This is a genomic window from Kitasatospora sp. NPDC048298, from assembly GCF_043201465.1.
Taxonomy (GTDB): Bacteria; Actinomycetota; Actinomycetes; order Streptomycetales; family Streptomycetaceae; genus Kitasatospora.
Window position 1 is genome coordinate 66530 of sequence record NZ_JBICYZ010000021.1, and the last position, 18862, is coordinate 85391.

General features: G+C 74.3%; 14 protein-coding genes. 9 read left to right on the top strand and 5 right to left on the bottom strand.

Translation table 11 applies throughout. The features are described 5' to 3' along the window. Nucleotides 1–88 precede the first annotated feature (88 nt). On the top strand, nucleotides 89–313 hold the full coding sequence (locus ACGF0D_RS17805; RefSeq protein ID WP_360509318.1) for a hypothetical protein: 225 nt from the start codon (nucleotides 89–91) through the stop codon (nucleotides 311–313). Between the two features lie 205 nt (nucleotides 314–518). On the opposite strand, the gene ACGF0D_RS17810 is transcribed toward ACGF0D_RS17805, so the two are convergent. The 5 genes from ACGF0D_RS17810 to eccCa form a co-directional block, all read right to left on the bottom strand. Further along, nucleotides 519–1022 (bottom strand): VOC family protein, encoded by a 504-nt coding sequence (locus ACGF0D_RS17810; RefSeq protein ID WP_392917125.1) that lies wholly within the window; start codon nucleotides 1020–1022, stop codon nucleotides 519–521. A 95-nt stretch (nucleotides 1023–1117) separates the two neighbouring features. Beyond that, a complete protein-coding gene (locus tag ACGF0D_RS17815) occupies nucleotides 1118–2302 on the bottom strand; it encodes a macrolide family glycosyltransferase (RefSeq protein WP_392917128.1) in 1185 nt (394 codons plus the stop codon). 94 nt (nucleotides 2303–2396) lie between these two features. Beyond that, entirely contained in the window at nucleotides 2397–3689 is a 1293-nt protein-coding gene (locus ACGF0D_RS17820; RefSeq protein WP_392917131.1) for a hypothetical protein, read from the bottom strand. Between the two features lie 854 nt (nucleotides 3690–4543). After that, complete coding sequence (locus tag ACGF0D_RS17825) at nucleotides 4544–7123, bottom strand: hypothetical protein (protein WP_392917133.1); 2580 nt, start codon at nucleotides 7121–7123, stop codon at nucleotides 4544–4546. After that, nucleotides 7120–11148 carry a type VII secretion protein EccCa gene (gene eccCa, locus ACGF0D_RS17830; RefSeq protein WP_392917136.1) on the bottom strand — a complete coding sequence of 1343 codons (4029 nt, stop codon included), beginning with the start codon at nucleotides 11146–11148 and terminating at the stop codon, nucleotides 7120–7122. The genes ACGF0D_RS17825 and eccCa overlap by 4 nt, the downstream gene beginning before the upstream one ends. A gap of 266 nt (nucleotides 11149–11414) precedes the next feature. Between eccCa and eccD the strand changes: the two genes are divergently transcribed. The 8 genes from eccD (at nucleotide 11415) to ACGF0D_RS17870 (ending at nucleotide 18803) form a co-directional block, all read left to right on the top strand. After that, a complete protein-coding gene (eccD, locus tag ACGF0D_RS17835; RefSeq protein WP_392917139.1) occupies nucleotides 11415–12806 on the top strand; it encodes a type VII secretion integral membrane protein EccD in 1392 nt (463 codons plus the stop codon). A 110-nt stretch (nucleotides 12807–12916) separates the two neighbouring features. Continuing rightward, complete coding sequence (gene eccB / locus ACGF0D_RS17840; RefSeq protein WP_392917142.1) at nucleotides 12917–14395, top strand: type VII secretion protein EccB; 1479 nt, start codon at nucleotides 12917–12919, stop codon at nucleotides 14393–14395. Between the two features lie 75 nt (nucleotides 14396–14470). Then, nucleotides 14471–14809, top strand: a complete 339-nt coding sequence (locus ACGF0D_RS17845) for a hypothetical protein (RefSeq protein WP_392917145.1) — start codon at nucleotides 14471–14473, stop codon at nucleotides 14807–14809. Nucleotides 14810–14865: 56 nt separating this feature from the next. Further along, nucleotides 14866–15153, top strand: coding sequence for a hypothetical protein (locus tag ACGF0D_RS17850; protein WP_392883079.1), 288 nt, complete (start codon nucleotides 14866–14868; stop codon nucleotides 15151–15153). Next, a complete protein-coding gene (locus ACGF0D_RS17855; RefSeq protein WP_392883076.1) occupies nucleotides 15153–15581 on the top strand; it encodes a hypothetical protein in 429 nt (142 codons plus the stop codon). Before ACGF0D_RS17850 ends, ACGF0D_RS17855 begins: the two co-directional genes overlap by 1 nt. Before the next feature lie 69 nt (nucleotides 15582–15650). Then, entirely contained in the window at nucleotides 15651–17936 is a 2286-nt protein-coding gene (locus ACGF0D_RS17860; protein ID WP_392917148.1) for a hypothetical protein, read from the top strand. 104 nt (nucleotides 17937–18040) lie between these two features. Continuing rightward, the gene (locus tag ACGF0D_RS17865; protein WP_392883072.1) at nucleotides 18041–18511 is read left to right on the top strand and encodes a YbaB/EbfC family nucleoid-associated protein; all 471 of its coding nucleotides are present in this window, start codon (nucleotides 18041–18043) and stop codon (nucleotides 18509–18511) included. After that, entirely contained in the window at nucleotides 18504–18803 is a 300-nt protein-coding gene (locus tag ACGF0D_RS17870) for a hypothetical protein (RefSeq protein WP_392883070.1), read from the top strand. Before ACGF0D_RS17865 ends, ACGF0D_RS17870 begins: the two co-directional genes overlap by 8 nt. Nucleotides 18804–18862: the final 59 nt, after the last annotated feature.

Below are 18862 nucleotides of genomic sequence, written 5' to 3' on the forward strand. Positions count from 1 at the left end.
GCGGCCGCCGCGGTCCGGGCCCGCCGGCGGCGCCCGTCCGGCAGTCGGGGGCCCTTCCGGCGGCGCGGGCGTCCGTCGGCTGACCGCCGTGGACGCCCGCATCCTGGAAGGCGTCGCGGTCGGCACCCCGACCGTCCGGCTGGCGGCATCGCTTTATCTGAGCCCGCAGGGCATCGAGTACCGCATCGGGCTGATGATGCGCCATTTCCAGGCCGCGAACCGGCCGGCTCTGGTCTCCCGGGCGCACTCCCTCGGTGTGCTGAGCGTCGGAGCATGGCCACCCCGCGTCCTCCCGGAATTCCTCGAGTCCTAGCAGAGCGCGGCGCGCACCGCTCCCTGATCTCCCCCGTGAGTTCTCTCCCGGAGGGCGGGCCGAAAAATCCTTTCCGAAAGCGGAGAATTCACTCCGCCGGTATGCTGTCGGATATTCTCCCAGACCCGGATATCGTATCGATATCGCGCCACGAGACGGGTTCCCGGGTGTCCGGTCGAACGCCGGATTCTGCGGCATTCTGGTGTCAGGCCCACTTCTGCTGCACTACGCTCGGGCCGTACCGGCACCCCTCCATTCGCTCCGATTCACAGGAGCTGTCATGAGTCCGGGGTACCTGTTCGTCGGCGGCGTCGGGACCGAGCCGCATGGCCGGGAGCTCTACCGGACCTACGAGGTCGTGTACCGCGCCGAGCGGGACCAGCCGTGCGCATTCGGCCTCAAGCGCGGCCGGCCGCTCCTCACCCACCAGCCCGGTACCGACCCGTACGTCGAGATGCAGCCGGTTCTTGGCGGCCTTGCCCTCGGGAACGCGCTGGAAGTACAACCGCGGCCCCACGCCTGACGGATCGACGCAGGCGAACCACGCGTCCCGCCGGTCGGCCGGCTGCGCGCTCCTGTAGTCCTCCCACGTGGCGAACCCCTCCGGTGGCGGCGGCACGACGTACCCCAGCACCTCGCACCAGAAACGGGCGAGGCGCTCGGGTTCCGCACAGTCGAAGGTGACCTGGAACTGCTTGGTCGATGACATCGGCCCACCATGGTGGCGCGCACCGCCCGCCGGGACCCCTGGGCGGCCGTTGATCGTTCCGCTTCTCGTCGGGGACGCCGGGCCCTGTGGTGGGATCAGGTCGTGCGCTTCAGGTAGGCCTCGATCTCGTCGGCGGCGCGGGTGGCACCGCCCGCTTCCCGGGTGAGGCGCTGCGCCTCGGTGCCCCGCTCCCGCACGGCCGCGTCGGCGGCCACCTCGGTGATCGCGGCCCGCAGCCGGCTCACGTCGGCCTCCGCCGGCAGCAGTACCCGGCCGAGGCCCAGCTCGGCCACCCGCGCGGTGTTGGCCGCGACGTCCGGCCAGGACGGCACTCCGAGTATCGGGCAGCCGGCGTCCAGGGACTCCAGCACGCCGCCCATGCCGCCGTGGGTGATCACCAGCCGGGCGTGCCGGAGCACCGCCAGGTGCGAGACCCAGCGGTGGACCTCGACGTTGTCCGGCAGCGGACCGAGGTCGGCCGGGTCCATCCCCCCGCCGACCGAGATGACGGCGTGCCAGGGCAGCTCGGCGAAGGCGTCCACGCACAGCCGGAAGAACTCCGGATGCCTGTTGTGCACGGTCCCCATCGAGACCAGCGCCACCGGCAGGCCGCTCGCCGGGGGCCGCCACTCCCCCAGGAAGGAGCGGTCCGTGAGGCACGGCCCGACGAAGGCGAAGCGCTCGTCGAAGCTCTCGCCGTGCGGCTGGAAGAACCGCGGCACGTGGACGAGGTTGAGGCGCTCGGTGCGCATCATGAACTCGTGCGCCGGCTCGTCGATGCCGTGCGAGGCCAGCAACTCGGCCATCCGGACGCCGAATTCGACCATCACCTCCTCGGTGAGCGGGACCGCGCCGTCCGCCTCCATCATCTGCTGCACGAAGGAGTAGGTGTCGTTGGAGGCGAAGAACGGCGTCGACTGGACGGCCGGGAGCCCCCAGGTGTGGGCCAGTATCCGACCGGCCTGGAAGGCCACGGCGTCGTAGACCACCGCGTCGGGCCTGGCGTCGCCGAACCACTCCTGGACCGCGCGCAGGACGGCGATGTTCTCGTCCAGGAAGATCAGCGGGGTGCGCCCGTTCTCGGGACCGCCCACGCTGTCCAGCGGCTGGGTGGAGTCGTAGCGCAGGTGTTCGGCGCCGACCTCGGCCAGGGCCTGGGCGAAGTCGTCGACGGCCGCGTAGGTGACCCGGTGCCCGCGGCGTACCAGTTCACCGACGACCGCCAGAGTGGGGAAGACATGGCCGTGGGCCGGGATGTTGACCATCAGGATGTGGCTCACTGCTACTCCGTCGGTATCGGGAAGAGGGACGAGGGAAGAGGGAAGCGAGAAGCGCGATTCGGGAAGGGAGAAGGGGCGCGCCAGGCCGCGCGGCTCAGCTGGGGTCCTGGTCCGGGCCGGGCTCGGGCTGCAGCTCGGACTGCTGCTCGGCGGCCCGCCGGGCGTCCGCGATCTCCTCGGCGCTCAGCTGCCGGCGCGGGATCCAGGCGGGGAGGGTGCCCTCCTCGTTGCGGCCTTTGTCGAGGATCGCCAGGTTGTGGTAGAAGTGCGCGCCGGCCAGCGTCCGGTCGGTCCCGCTCGGGCGGTGCGCGGTCGGCGGCTCGTGCTCCTCGTGGTTGAGGCCGTCGAGCAGCTGCTTGAGGAAGCCCATGCTGGTGGTCGGGTCGCCGAGCCGCTCCGAACTGCCGCCGTAGCTCGGCCAGTAGGAGGTCTGCAGGTCCTCGATCACATAGAGCCCGCCCGGGACCACGTGCGGGAAGAGCGCGCCGAAGGCGGCGATGACGTCCGGGCAGTAGTGGCTGCCGTCGTCGATGACGATGTCGATCGGCCCGATCCGCTCGGCCAGTGCGGTGAGGAAGGCCGGGTCCGCCTGGTCGCCCTGGACGGTGTGGATCCGCTGCTCGCGCAGCGCCGTCTTGTCGTAGACGTCGACCCCGTAGACGAGGCCCCGCCGGAAGAAGCGCTTCCACATCCGCAGCGAGCCACCGCCCGCCGCCGGGTCGGCGTAGCCGCCGATCCCCAGCTCCAGGATGGTGAGCGGCCGGTCCCGCAGCGGGGCGAAGTGCCGGGCGTAGTGCTCGGTGTAGTAGTGCAGCCCCCACTTGTCCGAACCGTGGCGCAGCGACAACTCGGCCAGGTCGAGCGGCTGTTCCACCAAGCCGCGGAGCAGCTGCTGGACGACCGGGAAGGCCGCCAGCACGGGCATCAGCCGGGCCGGGTCCTCGATGCCGTGCCAGGTGACCCTGGGCGTGCGGTGGCCTGCGGTGTGCCGGGCGCCGAAGACGGCGCGGGCCAGGTCGAGCAGGTCCAGCTCGACGGTGGCGCTGGGCTCGTCGGCCGGCCCGGTGCGGTGCTCGGCCTTGGGGCCGGTCAGCAGGTGGTGCCGGAGCACCTGGCCGTCGAAGGCGAGCTCGAACTGCACCACCACCGCCGCGGCGGCGAGTTGCTCGCTCAGGTCGGCCCGGCTGACCAGTTCGTCCACCAGGTCGGCGGCCGTCTGCTCGGCGCCCGCCGTCCTGATCACCGCCGCAAGCTGCTCCTCGGGCCCGTCCGCCGCCAGGATCAGGGTGCGGATCCGGCGCAGGTCGGTCTCGTGCGGGTCCGAGTCGTGGTCCGACGGGCTGTTCACGTGCCGGCCGTTCTCGTGCTGTCCGGTGAGGGTGGTCATGCGTGAGCCTTTCCACGAGGGAGTCGAGAGGACGGGGAACAGATCGGGGCTTCTTCCAGGCCGGGGTGACGCCGTCGGTCATCGCCGGCGGCGGGATCTCCACCCGACCGGGGAAGAGGGCGTTGTCCACCACGATCGGACCGCCGGGCACCGAGTTCACGGCGGGACACCGTTGCCACTCTCAGCTACTGGATCGACACGTCGTGAATCTAGGTGCGCATCCCTCCCGCCACAAGCACTACCTGGGGCCGCGGGGCGCCGAGTGCGGGAAACGAGCCAGAATCGGGGCACCGCTGTTCCGCATGTTTGAACCCGTCACCCCGGTGTCGTTCGTGGCAGCGGCGGAGTCGGTGATCGTCGGGTGACCGGGCCCCGGCCCCGGATCCACCGGCCCCCGCGGCCGGCCCCGGGCGGGACCGTCCCGCCCGGCCGGGTCGGCCCGCAAGGACACGAGGGGCAGTTCCACCCCCATGACCAGTGACCGAGCCGCCCGGGTCCGGCCCGGCCCCGAGGCCGGAGCGCCGCAGGTTCGGCTCCCGGGTCCGCACCGTGGATCGTGGCCGAGTACGACGCCGCCGGGAACGAGAAGGGCGCGCTCCCGCGGTGCGGCCTTCGCGTCACGTCCTCGCCCGCTCGGCGGAGTCCAGGATCACGCGAAGGCCGCAAGGCCGTCCCGGAGGATTCCCGGGCATCAGGCCGAGGTGGCCAGGTCGGCGAGCAGGTCCTGTTCCGCGGTGTCGTGGACGGACTCGTCGACCAGGCCGGTGACGAAGTCCTCGAACACGACACCACCTTCGCCGAAGACGCCTCGGAGATCCACACCGGTCACGGCCCGGAGAACATGGCGACGACGGCTACCGGGGGGTGACGCCGAGTGCGAGGTGCAGCCGCTCGGGGCGGGCGGAAGCGCGAAGCCGTTCGGCCGGTATCCGGTCGCGGCGCTCCTGCCAGGCCAGCAGCCGGGCCCGGTCCTGCTCGTCCGCGGCCTCGTCCCCGGCGCCGCCGGGCACGCTCTCGCGCAGCAGTACCCGGGCCGGACGGTCCTCGTCGGCGGGCAGTACGTCGAGGACCAGGAAGTGGGTGCCGGGCGGGAACACCACCTCGGGATCCCCGTCCTCGGCGATCACGGATGTGCGCCGCCCGGTCGCCGACCACAGCAGGAACTCGACGTCCGTGCCCGGCACCACCTCGGCCTGCGCCGTCCCCACCACGGGCGCCGGCTCCACCAGCAGCGCACCGCGCGTGTACTGCGCCAGCACCGACGCGGACACGTCGGCGCCCAGCAGCACCGCGCCCCGGTGGTTGGGCAGGCGCCGCAGCCCCGATCCCAGGCAGGCCAGGTAGCCGGCCAACGGCCCCTCGCCGCCGGCGGTTCGCCGGGCCGCCTCGACCAACTCGGCTCGGTGCACCGGGATCCCGGTGTCGGTGTGGTGCAGGTACACCGCCGCGAGATCGTCCCTCAGGTCGTCCCGGGACTGCGCGCGCAGCGCCGGCATCCGCAGCGCGGCCTGCTCGGCGCGGCTGGCGTAACGGTGGAAGTCCGCGCCCAGCAGCGCTCGGAAGGCGGCCCGCTCGGCGGCCGTGGACACCCGGCCGGCGGCGCCGGCGCCGGTCGGTGGGACGAGGAGGCGGGGTGCGGCGGCGGAGTCGGGGGAGCCGGAGGCGGTGGTGCTCTCGGTCGTGGTGGCGGTGGCCGGGGCGATCGGCTCGCTGTCGCCCTCGGCGGGGGCCTGGGCGAGGAGCGGGTCCTGCGGGGTGGTCGGCTCGGGTGGGGTGAGCTGCTCGTCGCCGTGGTCGGGGGTGTCGGTGCTCTCCGTGGTGACGGTCGCCGCAGTGGCGGGGGTGAGCGGCTCGGGCGGCTCGGTGTGGCTCTCGGCGGGAGCCGGGGTGGTGGGGGCCTCCGGCGTGAGGGGTTCGGGGGCCGCGGGTGCGGCCGTGGGGGCCCGGTGGATGCTGGGGGTGCCGGGCAGGAGCAGGTGCGGGGCCGGGGCACCCGGTTCGGTGAGGGCGGACGCCAGGTCCTCCAGGACGGCGAGCACCTCGGCGGGCGCCGGCCGGTCGGCCGAGCCCGCGATCAGCGTCGGCCGGGCGGGGTCGGGGTCGAGCAGCCGGGGGCCGCGGTCGTCGGGCGTCCGATCGGGCCGCAGCCACAGCCCGGCGGGGACGGCCTCCAGGCGCCAGCCCGCGACCGGGGCCTGATGGAGCGCCGGCCCGGAGACGGCGAAGGCCGCGGGGAGGGGACGCCACGCGGAGGCGATCACCCGTCCCAGTTCGATACTGGCGGTCAGTTCGGTCAGCCACGGCTCCCAGGCCGGGGCCCCGTCGGCGCCCAGGACGCGGGAGGACCAGCCGCTCGCGGTGTGCGTCGGCAGGCCGACGGCGGCCCGTACGTCGTGACCGAGGGCCACGGCGAGCGCCCCGGCCAGGGCGACGAGCTGCGCGGTGTCGGCCCAGGGCGCGCTGACCAGCAGCTCGGCGGGGTCGGCACCGGGCAGGACGGGCCGGGCGGAGGCGGTGGCGGAGGCGGCGGCAGTGGTGATCGCGGCGATGTCGGCGGCCGGCGGCAGGGGTGCGTCCGGGCGGCCCACCACCAGCACCGCGGTGCCGGGCGCCGCGGCGGCCCGCAGCAGGGGGGACGGCACGGCGGCCGGGCCGGGCCCGCCGTGGAACCAGAAGCCGTGCGGCAGCACGGTCATCAGCGGGTCGGCCGCGCCCTCCGACGCGGGTTCGGCCACTGGTTCGGCCGCCGGTTGGGCCGCCGCTGCGGCCACGGGTCCGGCCGGTGCCGCGGGGGAGGGTGCCGGGCCTGCCGCCGCCGGTGCCGCCGCTGCGGTGGCTGTCGTGCCTGCCCGCCCGCGTGCCGCGCCCGCGTCCGGGCGGGGCAGGGGCCACACGGGCCCGAGTCGGCGGGTGCGTCCGTCCGGGGTGAACAGCCACCAGGAGGACGGTTCGGTGTCGGTGGCGCCCGTGGTCAGCAGGGTGCCGTCGGGGCGCAGGGTGACGAGTCCGTCCGGGGCGACGATGCTGGTGGCGGCGATCTCGGCGATCCGTTGCGCGGGCCGGGGTCCGGACGCGGGTGCCGCCGCGAGGGCGGAGGCGGCCAGGACGAGGGTGGCGGCGTTGCGGTCGGCGGCGGTGCGGGCCAGGTCGGCGAGGCGGCCGAGCAGGACGGGTTGGGCGTCGGGGGCCGCGGCCAGCACGGTGACGGTGCCGGGCACGGCTTCCAGCGCGGTCAGCGCGTCGGTGAGCGTGGCCGGCAGCGCCGCCGCCCCGGTGCCGTTCCCGTTTCCGGGCGCGATGACGAAGTGCGCTCCCACCTCGTGCAGCGCTGCCGCGCCCGCGCCCGCGGCCACGGCGGCCGGCGCCGCAGCGGTGTCGGTGTGCCGGCGGGGCAGCCAGCGCCGCGCCCCCGAGGCCCGTTCGACGGCACTCACTGCTTCGACTCCCCGTCCCCGTCCGCACTGCCGTTCCCACCGCTGCCGGCCACACCGCCGTCGCCGTCGTCGACGAGCGCGGTCTGCACCTGCACGGTCCGGCGTCGGGTGATGTGCAGGGCGCGGCCCGGGGGCAGCGCGAGCGGCTTGGTGTTGCCGAACAGGAAGCCCTCGCTGGGCGGGCAGGACAGCAGCAGCGCGGGGGTGTTGACCTCTTCGAGCTTGCGCAGCAGCTGGTCGGAGGAGGCCCGTCCGACGCCGTTGGCGCTGCGGGCCACGATCAGGTGCAGGCCCAGTTCGGTGCCTTGCGCCAGGTGTTCCAGCAGCGGCGCGAACGGGTGGGCGTGCATGCCGCCGGGGGAGCCGGAGACCAGTTCGTAGTCGTCGACCAGGATGAACAGTTCGGGGCCCTCCCACCAGTCCCGCAGCCGCAGCCGCTCGGGGGCGATGTCCGCGCCGGGCAGCCGGTTGGCCATCGCCCGGGCCGCGCCGTCGACGATCTGGCGCAGCACGTCCACGGCGACGGCGTGTCCGAGCCGGTACTCGGGCGGTACCGCGCCCTGGAGGACCCGCCGGTAGTCGACCAGCATGATCCGTGCCTCGTCGGGCCGGTAGGCGCGGGTGATCCCGGCGGCCACCAGTTTCAGCAGGTTGGTCTTGCCGGCCTCGCTGTCGCCGACGACGACCAGGTGCGGGGACTCCTCGAAGTCGTGCCACAGGGTGTCCATGGAGACGTCCCGCAGGCCCAGCGGCACCCGCAGCCGACCCTCGGGGGCGGGCAACGCGGCGGCGGGCAGGTGCAGCGGAAGCATCCGGACCTCCGGTGCGCGCGGGCCGCTCCAGTGCTCGGCGACGGCGTCGACCAGGTCGGCGACGCCCTCGCCCAGGTCCTCGGTGCTGCCGTGGCCGTCCAGGCGGGGGAGCGCGGTGAGGAAGTGCAGTTCCTCGCCGGTCAGTCCGCGGCCGGGGATCTTGGGCACGGTCGCCGCGATCCGCATGCCGATCGCGGAGTCGACCGGGTCGCCCAGCCGCAGCTCGAACCGGGTGCCGAGCAGGTCGCGCAGCGCGCCGGTGACCTCGCCCCACCGGGTGGTGCCGACCACCAGGTGGATGCCGTAGTTCAGGCCGCGCTGGGCGATCAGGGTCAGGGCCGGTGCCAGGTCGGGGAACTCCTGGCGCACCGTGTTCCAGCCGTCGACGACCAGGAACACGTCACCGTGGCTCTCGCCGGGCAGCGCCCCCTGGGCCAGGGCGCGCCGGAACGCCGCCACCGAGTCGATGCCCTGTTCGGCGAAGCTCTGCTCGCGCCGGGCCAGGATGGCGTTCACCTCCGCGACCGTGCGCACCACCCGTTCCGGGTCGTGCCGGCCGGTCACCGCGCCCACGTGCGGCAGGGCGCGCAGCGAGGAGAGCGTGCCGCCGCCGAAGTCCAGGCAGTAGAACTGCACCTCGCGCGGGGTGTGGGTGAGCGCCAGTGCCGCCACCAGGGTGCGCAGCAGGGTGGACTTGCCGCTCTGCGGCCCGCCCGCCACGCCCACGTGGCCGCCCGCTCCCGACAGGTCCGCGACCAGCAGGTCGCGGACCTGCTGGAAGGGCTTGTCGACGACGCCCACCGGCACCCGCAGCGCGCCGCGGCCCGGGTCGTCCTCGGCGGTCAGCCCGCACCCGGGCACCGGTGCCAGCGGCGCCAGCAGCTGGTCCAGGGTCGGCGGCACGCCCAGCGGGGGCAGCCACACCGGGTGGGCCGGCGGACCGGCGTCCACCAGCTTCTCCGCGGCGATTTCCAGCAGGCTGCGGCCGGACGCCGCCTCCTGCTCCCGCACCTCCTCCGGCACGACGACGGGCTGACGCGGCGCCACGTACTCCGTGCCGTACACCGCGACCTGCCCGGCCGCGGCCTGGCGGCGCGCCTCGACCGGGCGCGGCGCGCGGTAGGGCCCGGAGACGTACGCGGCCTTGAACCGGGTCAGCGTGGCGATGTCGCTGCGCAGGAACCCGTTGCCCGGCTGTGAGGGCAGGTGGTAGGCGTCCGGGACGCCCAGTACGCCCCGGCTCTCCATCGCCGAGAAGGTCCGCAGACCGATCCGGTAGGACAGGTGCGACTCCAGCGCGTGCATCCGCCCCTCGTCCAGGCGCTGCGAGGCCAGCAGCAGGTGCACCCCCAGCGACCGCCCCAGCCGGCCGATCATGATGAACAGGTCCATGAAGTCCCGGTGCGCGGCCAGCAGTTCGGAGAACTCGTCGACCACGACGAACAGCGTCGCCAGCGGCTCCAGCGCCGCCCCGCCGGCCCGGGCCCGCTCGTAGTCCAGCAGCGAACTGTAGTTGCCCGCCGCCCGCAGCAGTTCCTGACGGCGCACCAGCTCCCCGTGCAGCGCGTCCCGCATCCGGTCGACCAGCGCCGCCTCGTCGGCCAGGTTGGTGATCACCGCCGAGGTGTGCGGCAGCTGCTCCAGGCCCAGGAACGTCGCCCCGCCCTTGAAGTCCACCAGCACGAAGTTCAGCACCTCGGAGGAGTGCGTCAGCGCCAGCGCCAGCACCAGCGTGCGCAGCAGCTCCGACTTGCCCGACCCGGTCGCCCCGATCAGCATCCCGTGCGGCCCCATGCCGCCCTGCGCCGACTCCTTGATGTCCAGCTCCACCGGCGTGCCGTCGGCGGCGATGCCCAGCGGCACCCGCAGCCGGTCGGCGACGCCGCGCGCCCAGCCCGCCGCCACGTCGTGCCCGTGCAGGTCACGGACGCCCAGCAGCGACGCCAGGTCGAAGTCCCCGGCGAGCGGCTCGCCGCCCTCCGACCCGTCCCCGATCCGGTACGGCGCCATCAGCGCCGCCAGCCGCCGCGCCGCCGGCAGCGACAGCGCGTCCGCCCGACCCAGGTCGGTCTCCTCGTCCCGGTGGTTGCGGTCCGCGCCGACCATCGCCAGCCGGCCCTCCTCGATCCGCAGCCGCAGCCGGTGCCGCAGCGGCTTCCACTCCAGCGCCTCACCCAGGTCCAGCAGCACGGTGTTGCGCCACCCGGCGAGCGCCGCGCGGCTGCCCGCACCCACCGGCACGCCGTCCAGCACGACCACCGTGAACGGCTCGTCCCGGCCCGGCTGCGCCTCGGGCTCCCAGGGCCCGCGCCCCGCGAACTCCGCCCCCAGCACCTGCTCCAGCTCCGCCACCGAACCGGCCGTCAGCCGGACCGGCCCCAGCGCGTCGGTGTCCTGCGGGTGCAGCGCGTGCGGCAGCCACTTCACCCACTCCCACCGCCCGCGCCGCCCCGGCTCGCACACCACCGCGATCCGCAGCTCCTGCGGCGCGTGGAACAGTGCCAGCTGCGCCAGCATCGCCCGCGTCAGCGCCCGCGCCGCCTCCCGGTCGTCCGCGCGCACCAGCACCTGGGCGTAGCCGCGCACGTACACCGCGATCGGCTGGTCGGCGACCGTGCCGTACGCGTGGATGAACCGGCGCAGCGCGTGCGCGCACAGCGGCTCCAGGTCCTCCACCGGCTTGGTCGCCAGCGGCGCCAGCCGCACCGCCAGCCGCTGGTGGCCCACCCCGACCCGCACGTCCCCGAAGTCCGGGTGCGCGCTGCGCCGCTCCCACAGCCGCGAGGTGCGCACCAGCGAGGCCAGCGCCCCCGGCGCCGGGTGCCGCCAGGCCAGCGCCTCCTGCTGGCGCACGATGTGCCCGCGCACCTGACGGCGCATCTGCGCGAGGTAGCGCAGGTAGTCGCGCCGCTCGGCGCGCAGCTCCCGCTTGCGGTCGCTGGACCCGCGCAGCAGCGACGTCACCAGCATGCCCACCGCCGAGAGGCCCATCATGCCCATCGCGACGTACGTCATGATCCCGCCGCCCTCACCCGGGCGCAGGAACACGAACACCATCGACAGCGAGCTCAGCGCCATCGGCGCCATCGTGATCATGCTCGACATGCCGCTCTGCGACTGCGGCAGGACCGGCGGCTCCTGCAGCTGGATCTCGCCGTCGGGCATCGCCGGCCCGGGGCGCCGCGGCGCACGCTCGACCACTACCACACTCAACGAAAGCGCTCCTCGCACCCGGGAAGGACGGCCGCGAAGTGCCCCGCCGCGCGGGCGCCGTCCTCCTGGGGCGACGGACGGCGACCCCTCCCGGGTTCAACCCCCCTGCCGAGGGCGCCCGCCACGTCCGCGCCGGGCCCGTCCGCCCGGCCCGTCCGGCCCGTCCGGCTCGGATTGAACCCCGCACCCGTCCCGGCCCGTCCCCCGGGAAGGAGACCACCCCGCGGACGGCACGGCGACCGTCGCACGCAAGCACGAGGAGAACCTTGAACGGGAGCACCACCGGAACCACGGCCACCGGACTGTGCCGACTGAGGTTCCACGCACCCGACGCGGTGTTCGAACTCGTCGTCCCCGCCGACGTCCCGCTCGCCGACCTGCTGCCCGCCGTCCTCGACCACGCCGGCGACGACCTCGACGAGCAGGGCACCGAACACGACGGCTGGATCCTCCAACGCCTGGGCCACGCCCCCCTGGACGAGGAACTGGGCGCCGACGCCCTCGGCCTGCGCGACGGCGAGGACCTCCACCTGCGCCCCCGCCGCGACCCGCTCCCCGAGGTCCACTACGACGACCTCCCCGACGGCCTCGCCACCGGCATGCGCGAACGCGCCGACACCTGGCGCCCCGCCCTCACCCACCACACCGCCCTCGCCCTGGCCGTCACCGTCCTGGCCGGCGGCCTGGCCCTCCTGCTGCTGTCCGGCCCGCCCCACCTGCGCGCGGGCGCCGCCGCCGTCACCGCGCTGTTCCTGCTCCTGGGCGCCCTCAGCGCATCCCGCGCCGTCGGCGACGCCGGCGCCGGCACCGCCCTGGGCGCCGCCGCCGTGCCCTACCTCGCCGTGGCCGGCGCCCTCCTCACCAGCGCCACCGGACCCTCCGCCACCGGCGCCCGGCTGCTCGCCGGCGGCTGCGCCGGCGCCGGAGCCGCCGTCCTGGCCATGGCCGCCGTCGGCTGCGCCGCCCCGCTCTTCCTCGGCCTGGTCCTGTTCGCCCTGCACGTCACCGCCGCCGGCGCCCTGCTGCTGGCCGGGCTCACCGCGCCCGCCACCGCCGCCGCCCTGGCCGTCGCCCCCGTCGCCACCGCCGCGTTCCTGCCCGGCCTGTGCTTCCGGCTGTCCGGACTGCGCCTGCCGGCCCTGCCCCGCAACGCCGAGGAACTCCAGGAAGGCATCGAGGCCGTCCCCGCCGCCACCGTCCGCTCCCGCAGCACCGTCGCCGACGGCTTCCTGACGGCCTTCCACCTCGCCCTCGCCCCCGTCCTCGCCCTGGCCCTGACCGCCCTCACCCGCCAGGACGGCTGGGTCCCCACCACCCTGACCTGCACCCTGTCCCTGCTGCTCGCGCTGCACGCCCGCGGCATCGGCTCCGTGCCCCAGCGCCTGGCCGTCCTCGTCCCCGCCGTCCTGGGCCCGGCCCTGCTCACCGCCCGCCTCGCCACCGAGCTGACCCCCGCCGCCCGCACCGGCCTGCTCGCCGCGCTGCTGGCCACCGCCGCCCTGCTGGCCGCCGCCTCCTGGACCGTCCCCGGCCGGCGCCTGCTGCCCTACTGGGGCCGCGCCGCCGACCTCCTGCACACCCTCGCGGCCGTCGCCGTCCTCCCGCTCGCCCTCGCCGCGGCGGGCACCTTCCAGGCGCTGCGCGCCCTCGCCGGCTGACCCCGCGCCACCCGCGCCACCTGCCGGCCCACCAGCCGTATCCGCCGTACCGGCCCGCCGTCCGTACCCGCCGTACCCGCCGAGCCCCGCCACCGAGGAGAACCGCCACCATGCAGTCGAAGCGCGACCAGGTGCAGGCCCACCTGTTCGTGATGGGCCGCCTCGCCACCGGCATGCTCCGCGGCGAACCCGACGCCCCCGACGTCCCCACCGGGCGCACCTCCCGTGGCATCGTCACCGGCCTGGTCGTCGCCGCCCTCGCCGCCCTGATCGCCGCCGTCTACGGCGTCCTCGTCCCCGGCGGCGCCACCGGCTGGAAGAAGCCCGGCACCCTCGTCCTGGTCAAGGAGAGCGGCGCCCGCTACCTCTACCTCGACGGCGCCCTCCACCCCGTGCTCAACGAGGCCACCGCCCGGCTGCTCGCCGGCGACCAGCTCACCGTCGACCAGGTCAGCGTCCACTCCCTGGCCGACACCCCGCGCGGCACCCCCCTGGGCATCCCCGGCGCCCCCGACGGCCTGCCCCAGCCCGAGCGCCTGGCCACCGCTCCCTGGCTGGCCTGCGCCAGTTGGCAACCCGACCCCTCCGGCACCCGCCGCCCCCGCCTGGCCCTGGCCGTCGACCCCACCACCCGCGGCACCGCCCTGACCGACCGCCAGGCCCTCCTGGTCGCCGCCCCCGACGGCACCCAGTACCTGCTGTGGCACGGGCGCCGACTGCGCCTGGACACCCGCAACGGTGCCCGGCAGGCCCTCGGCCAGGCCGCCGTCACCCCCCAGCCCGTCACCCAGGCCTTCCTCGACGCCGTGCCCGCCGGCCCCGACCTCGCCGCCCCCGACCTCGACCAGCGCGGCACCCCCGGCCCCGACCTCGCCACCCGGCCCACCCGCCTCGGACAGCTCTTCACCGGCCCCGGCGGCGACCCCTACCTGCTCACCCCCGCCGGACTCACCCCGCTCACCGAGATGGCCCTGCGCCTGCTCCTCGCCGACCCGCGCACCCAGCAGAGCGCCTACCAGGGCAGCGCCGCCACCCCCGCCGCGATCGGCGCCGCCGACCTCGCCGCCCACACCGCACCCGCCGCCCCGGGCACGACCGCCCTGCCCACCACCGTGCCCGAACTGCTCACCGCCCCCCAGGGCCGCGACCTGTGCACCGAGCTGCGCCCCGGCGACCCCGCCCCCACCACCACCCTGACCCTCGTCGACGACACCGCCGTCCAGGGCCCCGCCCCCACCGCCCAGCCAGGCCTGGAGGCCGCCTGCACCCCCGCCGACACCATCGCCGTACGCCCCGGCGGCGGCGCCCTGGTACGCGCCCTGTCCACCGCCGGCACCGGCACCACCCTCTACCTGGTCACCGACAACGGTGCCAAGTACCCGCTCGCCTCCCCGGCCGTCGCCAAACAGCTCGGCTACGGCGACGTGGCCCCCGCGGGCGTGCCCGCCGCCCTGCTGGCCCTGCTGCCCACCGGCCCCAGCCTGGACCCCGCCGCCCTCACCGGCCCCACCGCCGGACCCGCCACCGGCACCGCCGCCGCCACCGGGACCGCCGCCACCGCAGCGCCGGGCCCGGCCTGCGCCCGGTGAACCAACGCTCTCCACACCCCCGTTGACCTGAAATGAAACCCGGAAACCGAAACCGGGCCTAGGAAAGGAACCACCGTGGTGAACAACCTGAGGGTGAACGACCACGCCGTCCAGGGCACCCACGCCTCCCTGGAGGAGCAGATCGAGGCGATGATGCGGGCCGCCGCGCGGATCCACGACATCAACAGCGAGGTCCAGCAGCACTTCCAGGCCGCGTGCAGCACGAAGTACACGGAGAACCTCAACGCCTGGGAGGGCAAGTACGCGAGCCTCCAGAGCGCCTACCGGACCTTCCAGGAGGCCTTCGCCGCCGGGCACCGGCAGGTCGGCAACGCCCACGACGAGGCGGCGGGGGTCGGTGGCGGCTGGGGCGGCGGGCACTCCGACGCCGTCTACAAGGGCCTCAACCCCTGACCCGCTCCGCCTGCCCGGCCGTTCCACCACCACCACGACCCACAGCGAGGACCCCCATGGCGAACATCCTGCTCAACCACGCCAACATCGACCAGGCCGCCGACGACATGGAGATGGCCAGCCGGGCCATGGCAGAGGCCATGACCAACTGCATGACGGCCATCAAGAACAACCAGGAACACCTCAGCGGCAGTCTCGCCCAGGCCGCCGACGCCTTCAACGCGGTGCTGTCCGCCAACAACGCGGACATGAACACCGAGATCGCCGCCGGCGTCGAGGCCCTGCGCACCATGCACGGCCTGCTGCGCGACGCCGACAAGCGCGCCGCGGCGGGCATCGGCTGATGGCCACGCCCACGGAGCCGGACTACAACCACACCCTCAGCGTCAAGCACGACGACCTCAAGTACTTCGCGGACACCGAACTCGGCGCCTTCCTCAAGGACTTGGCGGGCAACCCCGGCTACCGGGCGATGCTGTCCTTCGCCGGCGAGGGAGGCGGCGACTACTCCACCCTGCTGCTGGGGCACGGCTCGCCGGCGGCGCTGTCCATCGCGACCAAGATCCAGACCGACTTCAAGAGCCTCGCCGGGGGCATCTCCACGGACCTCAAGACCATGGGCACCCAGATGACCGAGGCCCAGCTGAGGATCCGGCTCGCGCTGACCCTCATGGAGACCGCCCACGAGGAGGCCATGACGGCCGCCGACATGATGGCGATCCTCGGCAAGGTGTCGGCCGCCACCGCCCCCAAGGCCAGCACGTCGTCCTAGGCCGCTCCGGCCCCCGCCCCTGGCCCGACCGCACCTACCGCCCGACACCTTTTGGAGACACGAACCCCCATGGCCGATCTGAACTGGGAGAGCGTGCTCGGCTTCTTCGCCTCCGAGGCCCAGCGCAGCTCCAAGATCGTCACCAGGGACCAGGTCGCGGGGCCCTCGAAGGACAAGCCCTGGCTGCGCCCGATCGACAAGATGGTCTTCGACACCAGCAAGTTCTACAACGGCACGACGGACAAGGGCGCGGTCTCGGGGATGGGCAGCCCCGACGTCTGGTGGGCGTGGAACTACATGCACGACACGGTCCCGCACAGCATCCGGATCACGGTGAGCGTCAACTACACGGACTGGGGCAACGACGCGGACAAGCCGCTGTCCCAGTTCATCCACCAGCACGAGGCGATCTTCGCGCCGCTGGGCTCGGGCGGCCCGGGCAACGACACCGTCAAGCCCGAGAGCCTGCGGTACGCGGCGGACGGCATCTCCCAGGTGCGGGCGTGGCTGAACCTGTGGCAGCCGCGAGTGCAGCACTGGGCGGAGCTGGTCAACGGGCCGGACAGCAACTGGCAGGGCAACGCGGCCGGGGAGTTCAAGGTGCTGCTCAAGCAGTACGCGCTGGAGCTGGAGACCGTCCGGGTCCAGCTGGAGAACAGCCCCTACGAGGCCGACCTCAGGTCGGTGGCCGACCTGCTCCCCGCCACCGTCGACAAGCTCCACTCCGTTCACCAGCGCTGGTGGGACAGCGGGAAGCTGTGGCCCTCCCATGCCATCTACGAGGCCCTGTCGACCGCGCTGGCGGGCGTCGTGCCGCAACTCGACTCCACCGCGCATGCCATCAGCTCGATCAGCACCCCCCTCGGCGACCCCCGGGAGCAGGGCTTCTACGACCAGCTGGAGCTCAGGGCCAAGTCCATCTGGCTGGACAACGTCAAGAAGTACCTGGACGAGAGGTCCTACGCCTACCAGTCGGAGGACCCCAACACGGCCGCGGTGACCGTGCGCAAGGTGGGCGACCCGATGCTCGTCCTGCAGGACGCCTACAACCGGCTGGACGCCGACTTCGGCTTCGGCTACCGCAACGCGACCCTGGACCTGCCCACCGGCCCGCCCACCGGCGCCGGGGACGGCGGCAAGGACGGGGGCAAGGACGGCGGCAACGGCAAGGTCGACCTGGGCGGCGGCTCCGGCGGCGGCAAGGACGGGGGCGCGGACGGCGGCAAGGGCAAGGTCGACCTGGGCGGCGGCTCCGGCGGCGGTGCCGGCGCCGGAGCCGGGGGTGGCACGGGCGGTGGCTCCAAGACCCACCTGCCTCCGCCGCCACCCGTCATCGGCCCCGGCGGCGGCGGTTCCGGAATCGGCGACGGCGCCGGCACGCCGATCCTCGACAAGGACCACAAGCCGGTCCTCGGCGCGGACAAGAAGCCGGTGCTGCTGCCCCCGGGCGGCTACATCGGCAAGGACGGCCAGGTGTACGACGCCAACGGCCAGAAGGTGATCGGCAAGGACGGCAAGCCCGTCGTGGTCCCGCCGGGCTCGGACGTGCCGCCGGGCACGGGCGGCGGCATCTACGGGACCAACGCCAAGGTGCCCAAGGGCTCCAGGGTCCGCGAGGACGGGACGGTGATCGGCCCCGACGGCAAGGAGGTCCTGGACCGCGACGGGAACCCGGTGGTGCTGCCCAAGGGCGGCTCCATCGCCGGGGACGGCACCCTGCTGGACTCCACCGGCCGCCCGATCTCCGACGTCTCCCAGCGCTACACCGACCGCCAGCACGCGATCGACGCGATCATGGGCGGCGGCAGCGGGGGAGGGGGCGGGATCGGTTCGGGCGGCGGCACCCGGCTGCCGGCCACCGGCTCCGACTGGAAGCTGGACCTGGGCAGTTCCTTCGGCGGCCACGACCTGGAGTCGGGGGCCGGCGGGCTGGGCCCGTACACCGGCCTGCTGGGCGGCGGGGGAACGGGCGGCCTCGGCGCGGGCGGCCTCGGCCCCGGCGGTGGCCAGCTGCCCAAGCTGGTCAGCTCCGGCGGCGGGGTGAGTGCGCGGGCGATCGAGAACAGCGGCGGGCTGACCCCGGGCGGCAAGGCGGCGGCCGCCGCCGCGGCCGAGTCCGCCGCCGCCGAGAAGGCGGCGCTGCAGAAGGCCTCCGCGATGTCCGCCGAGGAGGCCGCGATGCGGGGCCGCTCGATGGCGACCAGCGGCGGCGGGATGCCGATGGGCCCGATGGGCGGCGGAGGCATGGGCGGCGGCCAGGGGGAGAAGGACCGTCAGCGCACCACCTGGCTGGCGGAGGACGAAGAGGTGTGGGGCACCGACACCGGCGCGGTCAGCGGAGTCATCGGCCGCTGAACCGGGCGCCCCGCCCGGGCGCCCCGCCCGGGCGCCCGGCCAGGGCGCCGAACCGGGTGGTGGGCACACGTGAGCCCACCGACGAACAAGGAACAGGAACGAGCATGTCGTACTCCTTCGAAGACCAACTCAACCAGGCCATGGCCTCGTTGGCGGAGCAGCAGGAGAAGCTGGCCGAGTCCACCCGCCGGATGCAGGCGATGACCGCCGCCGCGACCAGCAAGGACCGGATGGTCACCGCGAAGGTCGGCCCGCAGGGCGAGCTGCTCGCGCTGAACTTCCACACCACCGCCTACCAGTCCATGGCCCCGGCCGAGTTGAGTGCCGTGCTCAAGGACGTCCTCAACGAGGCCAGGGCCCGGATGGGCGACCAGCTCACCGCCGAGATGCGCGGCTTCGAGGGCGTCGGCGAGACGCTGCGGATGAACTTCACCGGCGAGCGCGGGGACGAGGAGGAACTCTTCGGAGGCGGCGGCGCACTGGATCTGGACGCGCTGCTCGCCCCGCTCACCGCGATGCGCCCCGGCGCCGACCGGACCGCCAAGTCCCACAAGCAGGAGGAGTTCAATGGCTAAGACGCTGCGCAAGGACGAAGGCCTCAAGGAGGCGTTCACCAACTTCGACGACGTGGCCGCACTGGTCGAGAAGATCAACAAGGAGATGGAGGACATCAACACGAAGAACGTCAAGGCCGGCGGCGGCGACGACATCGGCAAGCAGTACCACGAGAAGATCGACAAGCCGACCTCGGACCTCTACGGGCTGACGACTCAGATCCGCAACAAGCTCAAGGCGATGTCCGCGCACGGCCAGGACACCGCCGACCTCTTCGACGCCACCGACGAGAACAACCTGAGCCTGGCGTGAGCCTCCGCCCGTAAGCCCCCGCCGCCTTCGGGCCCACCGGCCCGCCCCCGCAACGCCCG

Coding starts and splice junctions, on each gene's coding strand:
- ACGF0D_RS17860 (WP_392917148.1), top strand. CDS start 15,651: ATGGCCGATCTGAACTGGGAGAGCGTGCTCGGCTTCTTCGCCTCCGAG.
- ACGF0D_RS17810 (WP_392917125.1), bottom strand. CDS start 1,022: ATGTCATCGACCAAGCAGTTCCAGGTCACCTTCGACTGTGCGGAACCC.
- ACGF0D_RS17855 (WP_392883076.1), top strand. CDS start 15,153: ATGGCCACGCCCACGGAGCCGGACTACAACCACACCCTCAGCGTCAAG.
- ACGF0D_RS17850 (WP_392883079.1), top strand. CDS start 14,866: ATGGCGAACATCCTGCTCAACCACGCCAACATCGACCAGGCCGCCGAC.
- ACGF0D_RS17870 (WP_392883070.1), top strand. CDS start 18,504: ATGGCTAAGACGCTGCGCAAGGACGAAGGCCTCAAGGAGGCGTTCACC.
- ACGF0D_RS17865 (WP_392883072.1), top strand. CDS start 18,041: ATGTCGTACTCCTTCGAAGACCAACTCAACCAGGCCATGGCCTCGTTG.
- ACGF0D_RS17820 (WP_392917131.1), bottom strand. CDS start 3,689: ATGACCACCCTCACCGGACAGCACGAGAACGGCCGGCACGTGAACAGC.
- eccB (WP_392917142.1), top strand. CDS start 12,917: ATGCAGTCGAAGCGCGACCAGGTGCAGGCCCACCTGTTCGTGATGGGC.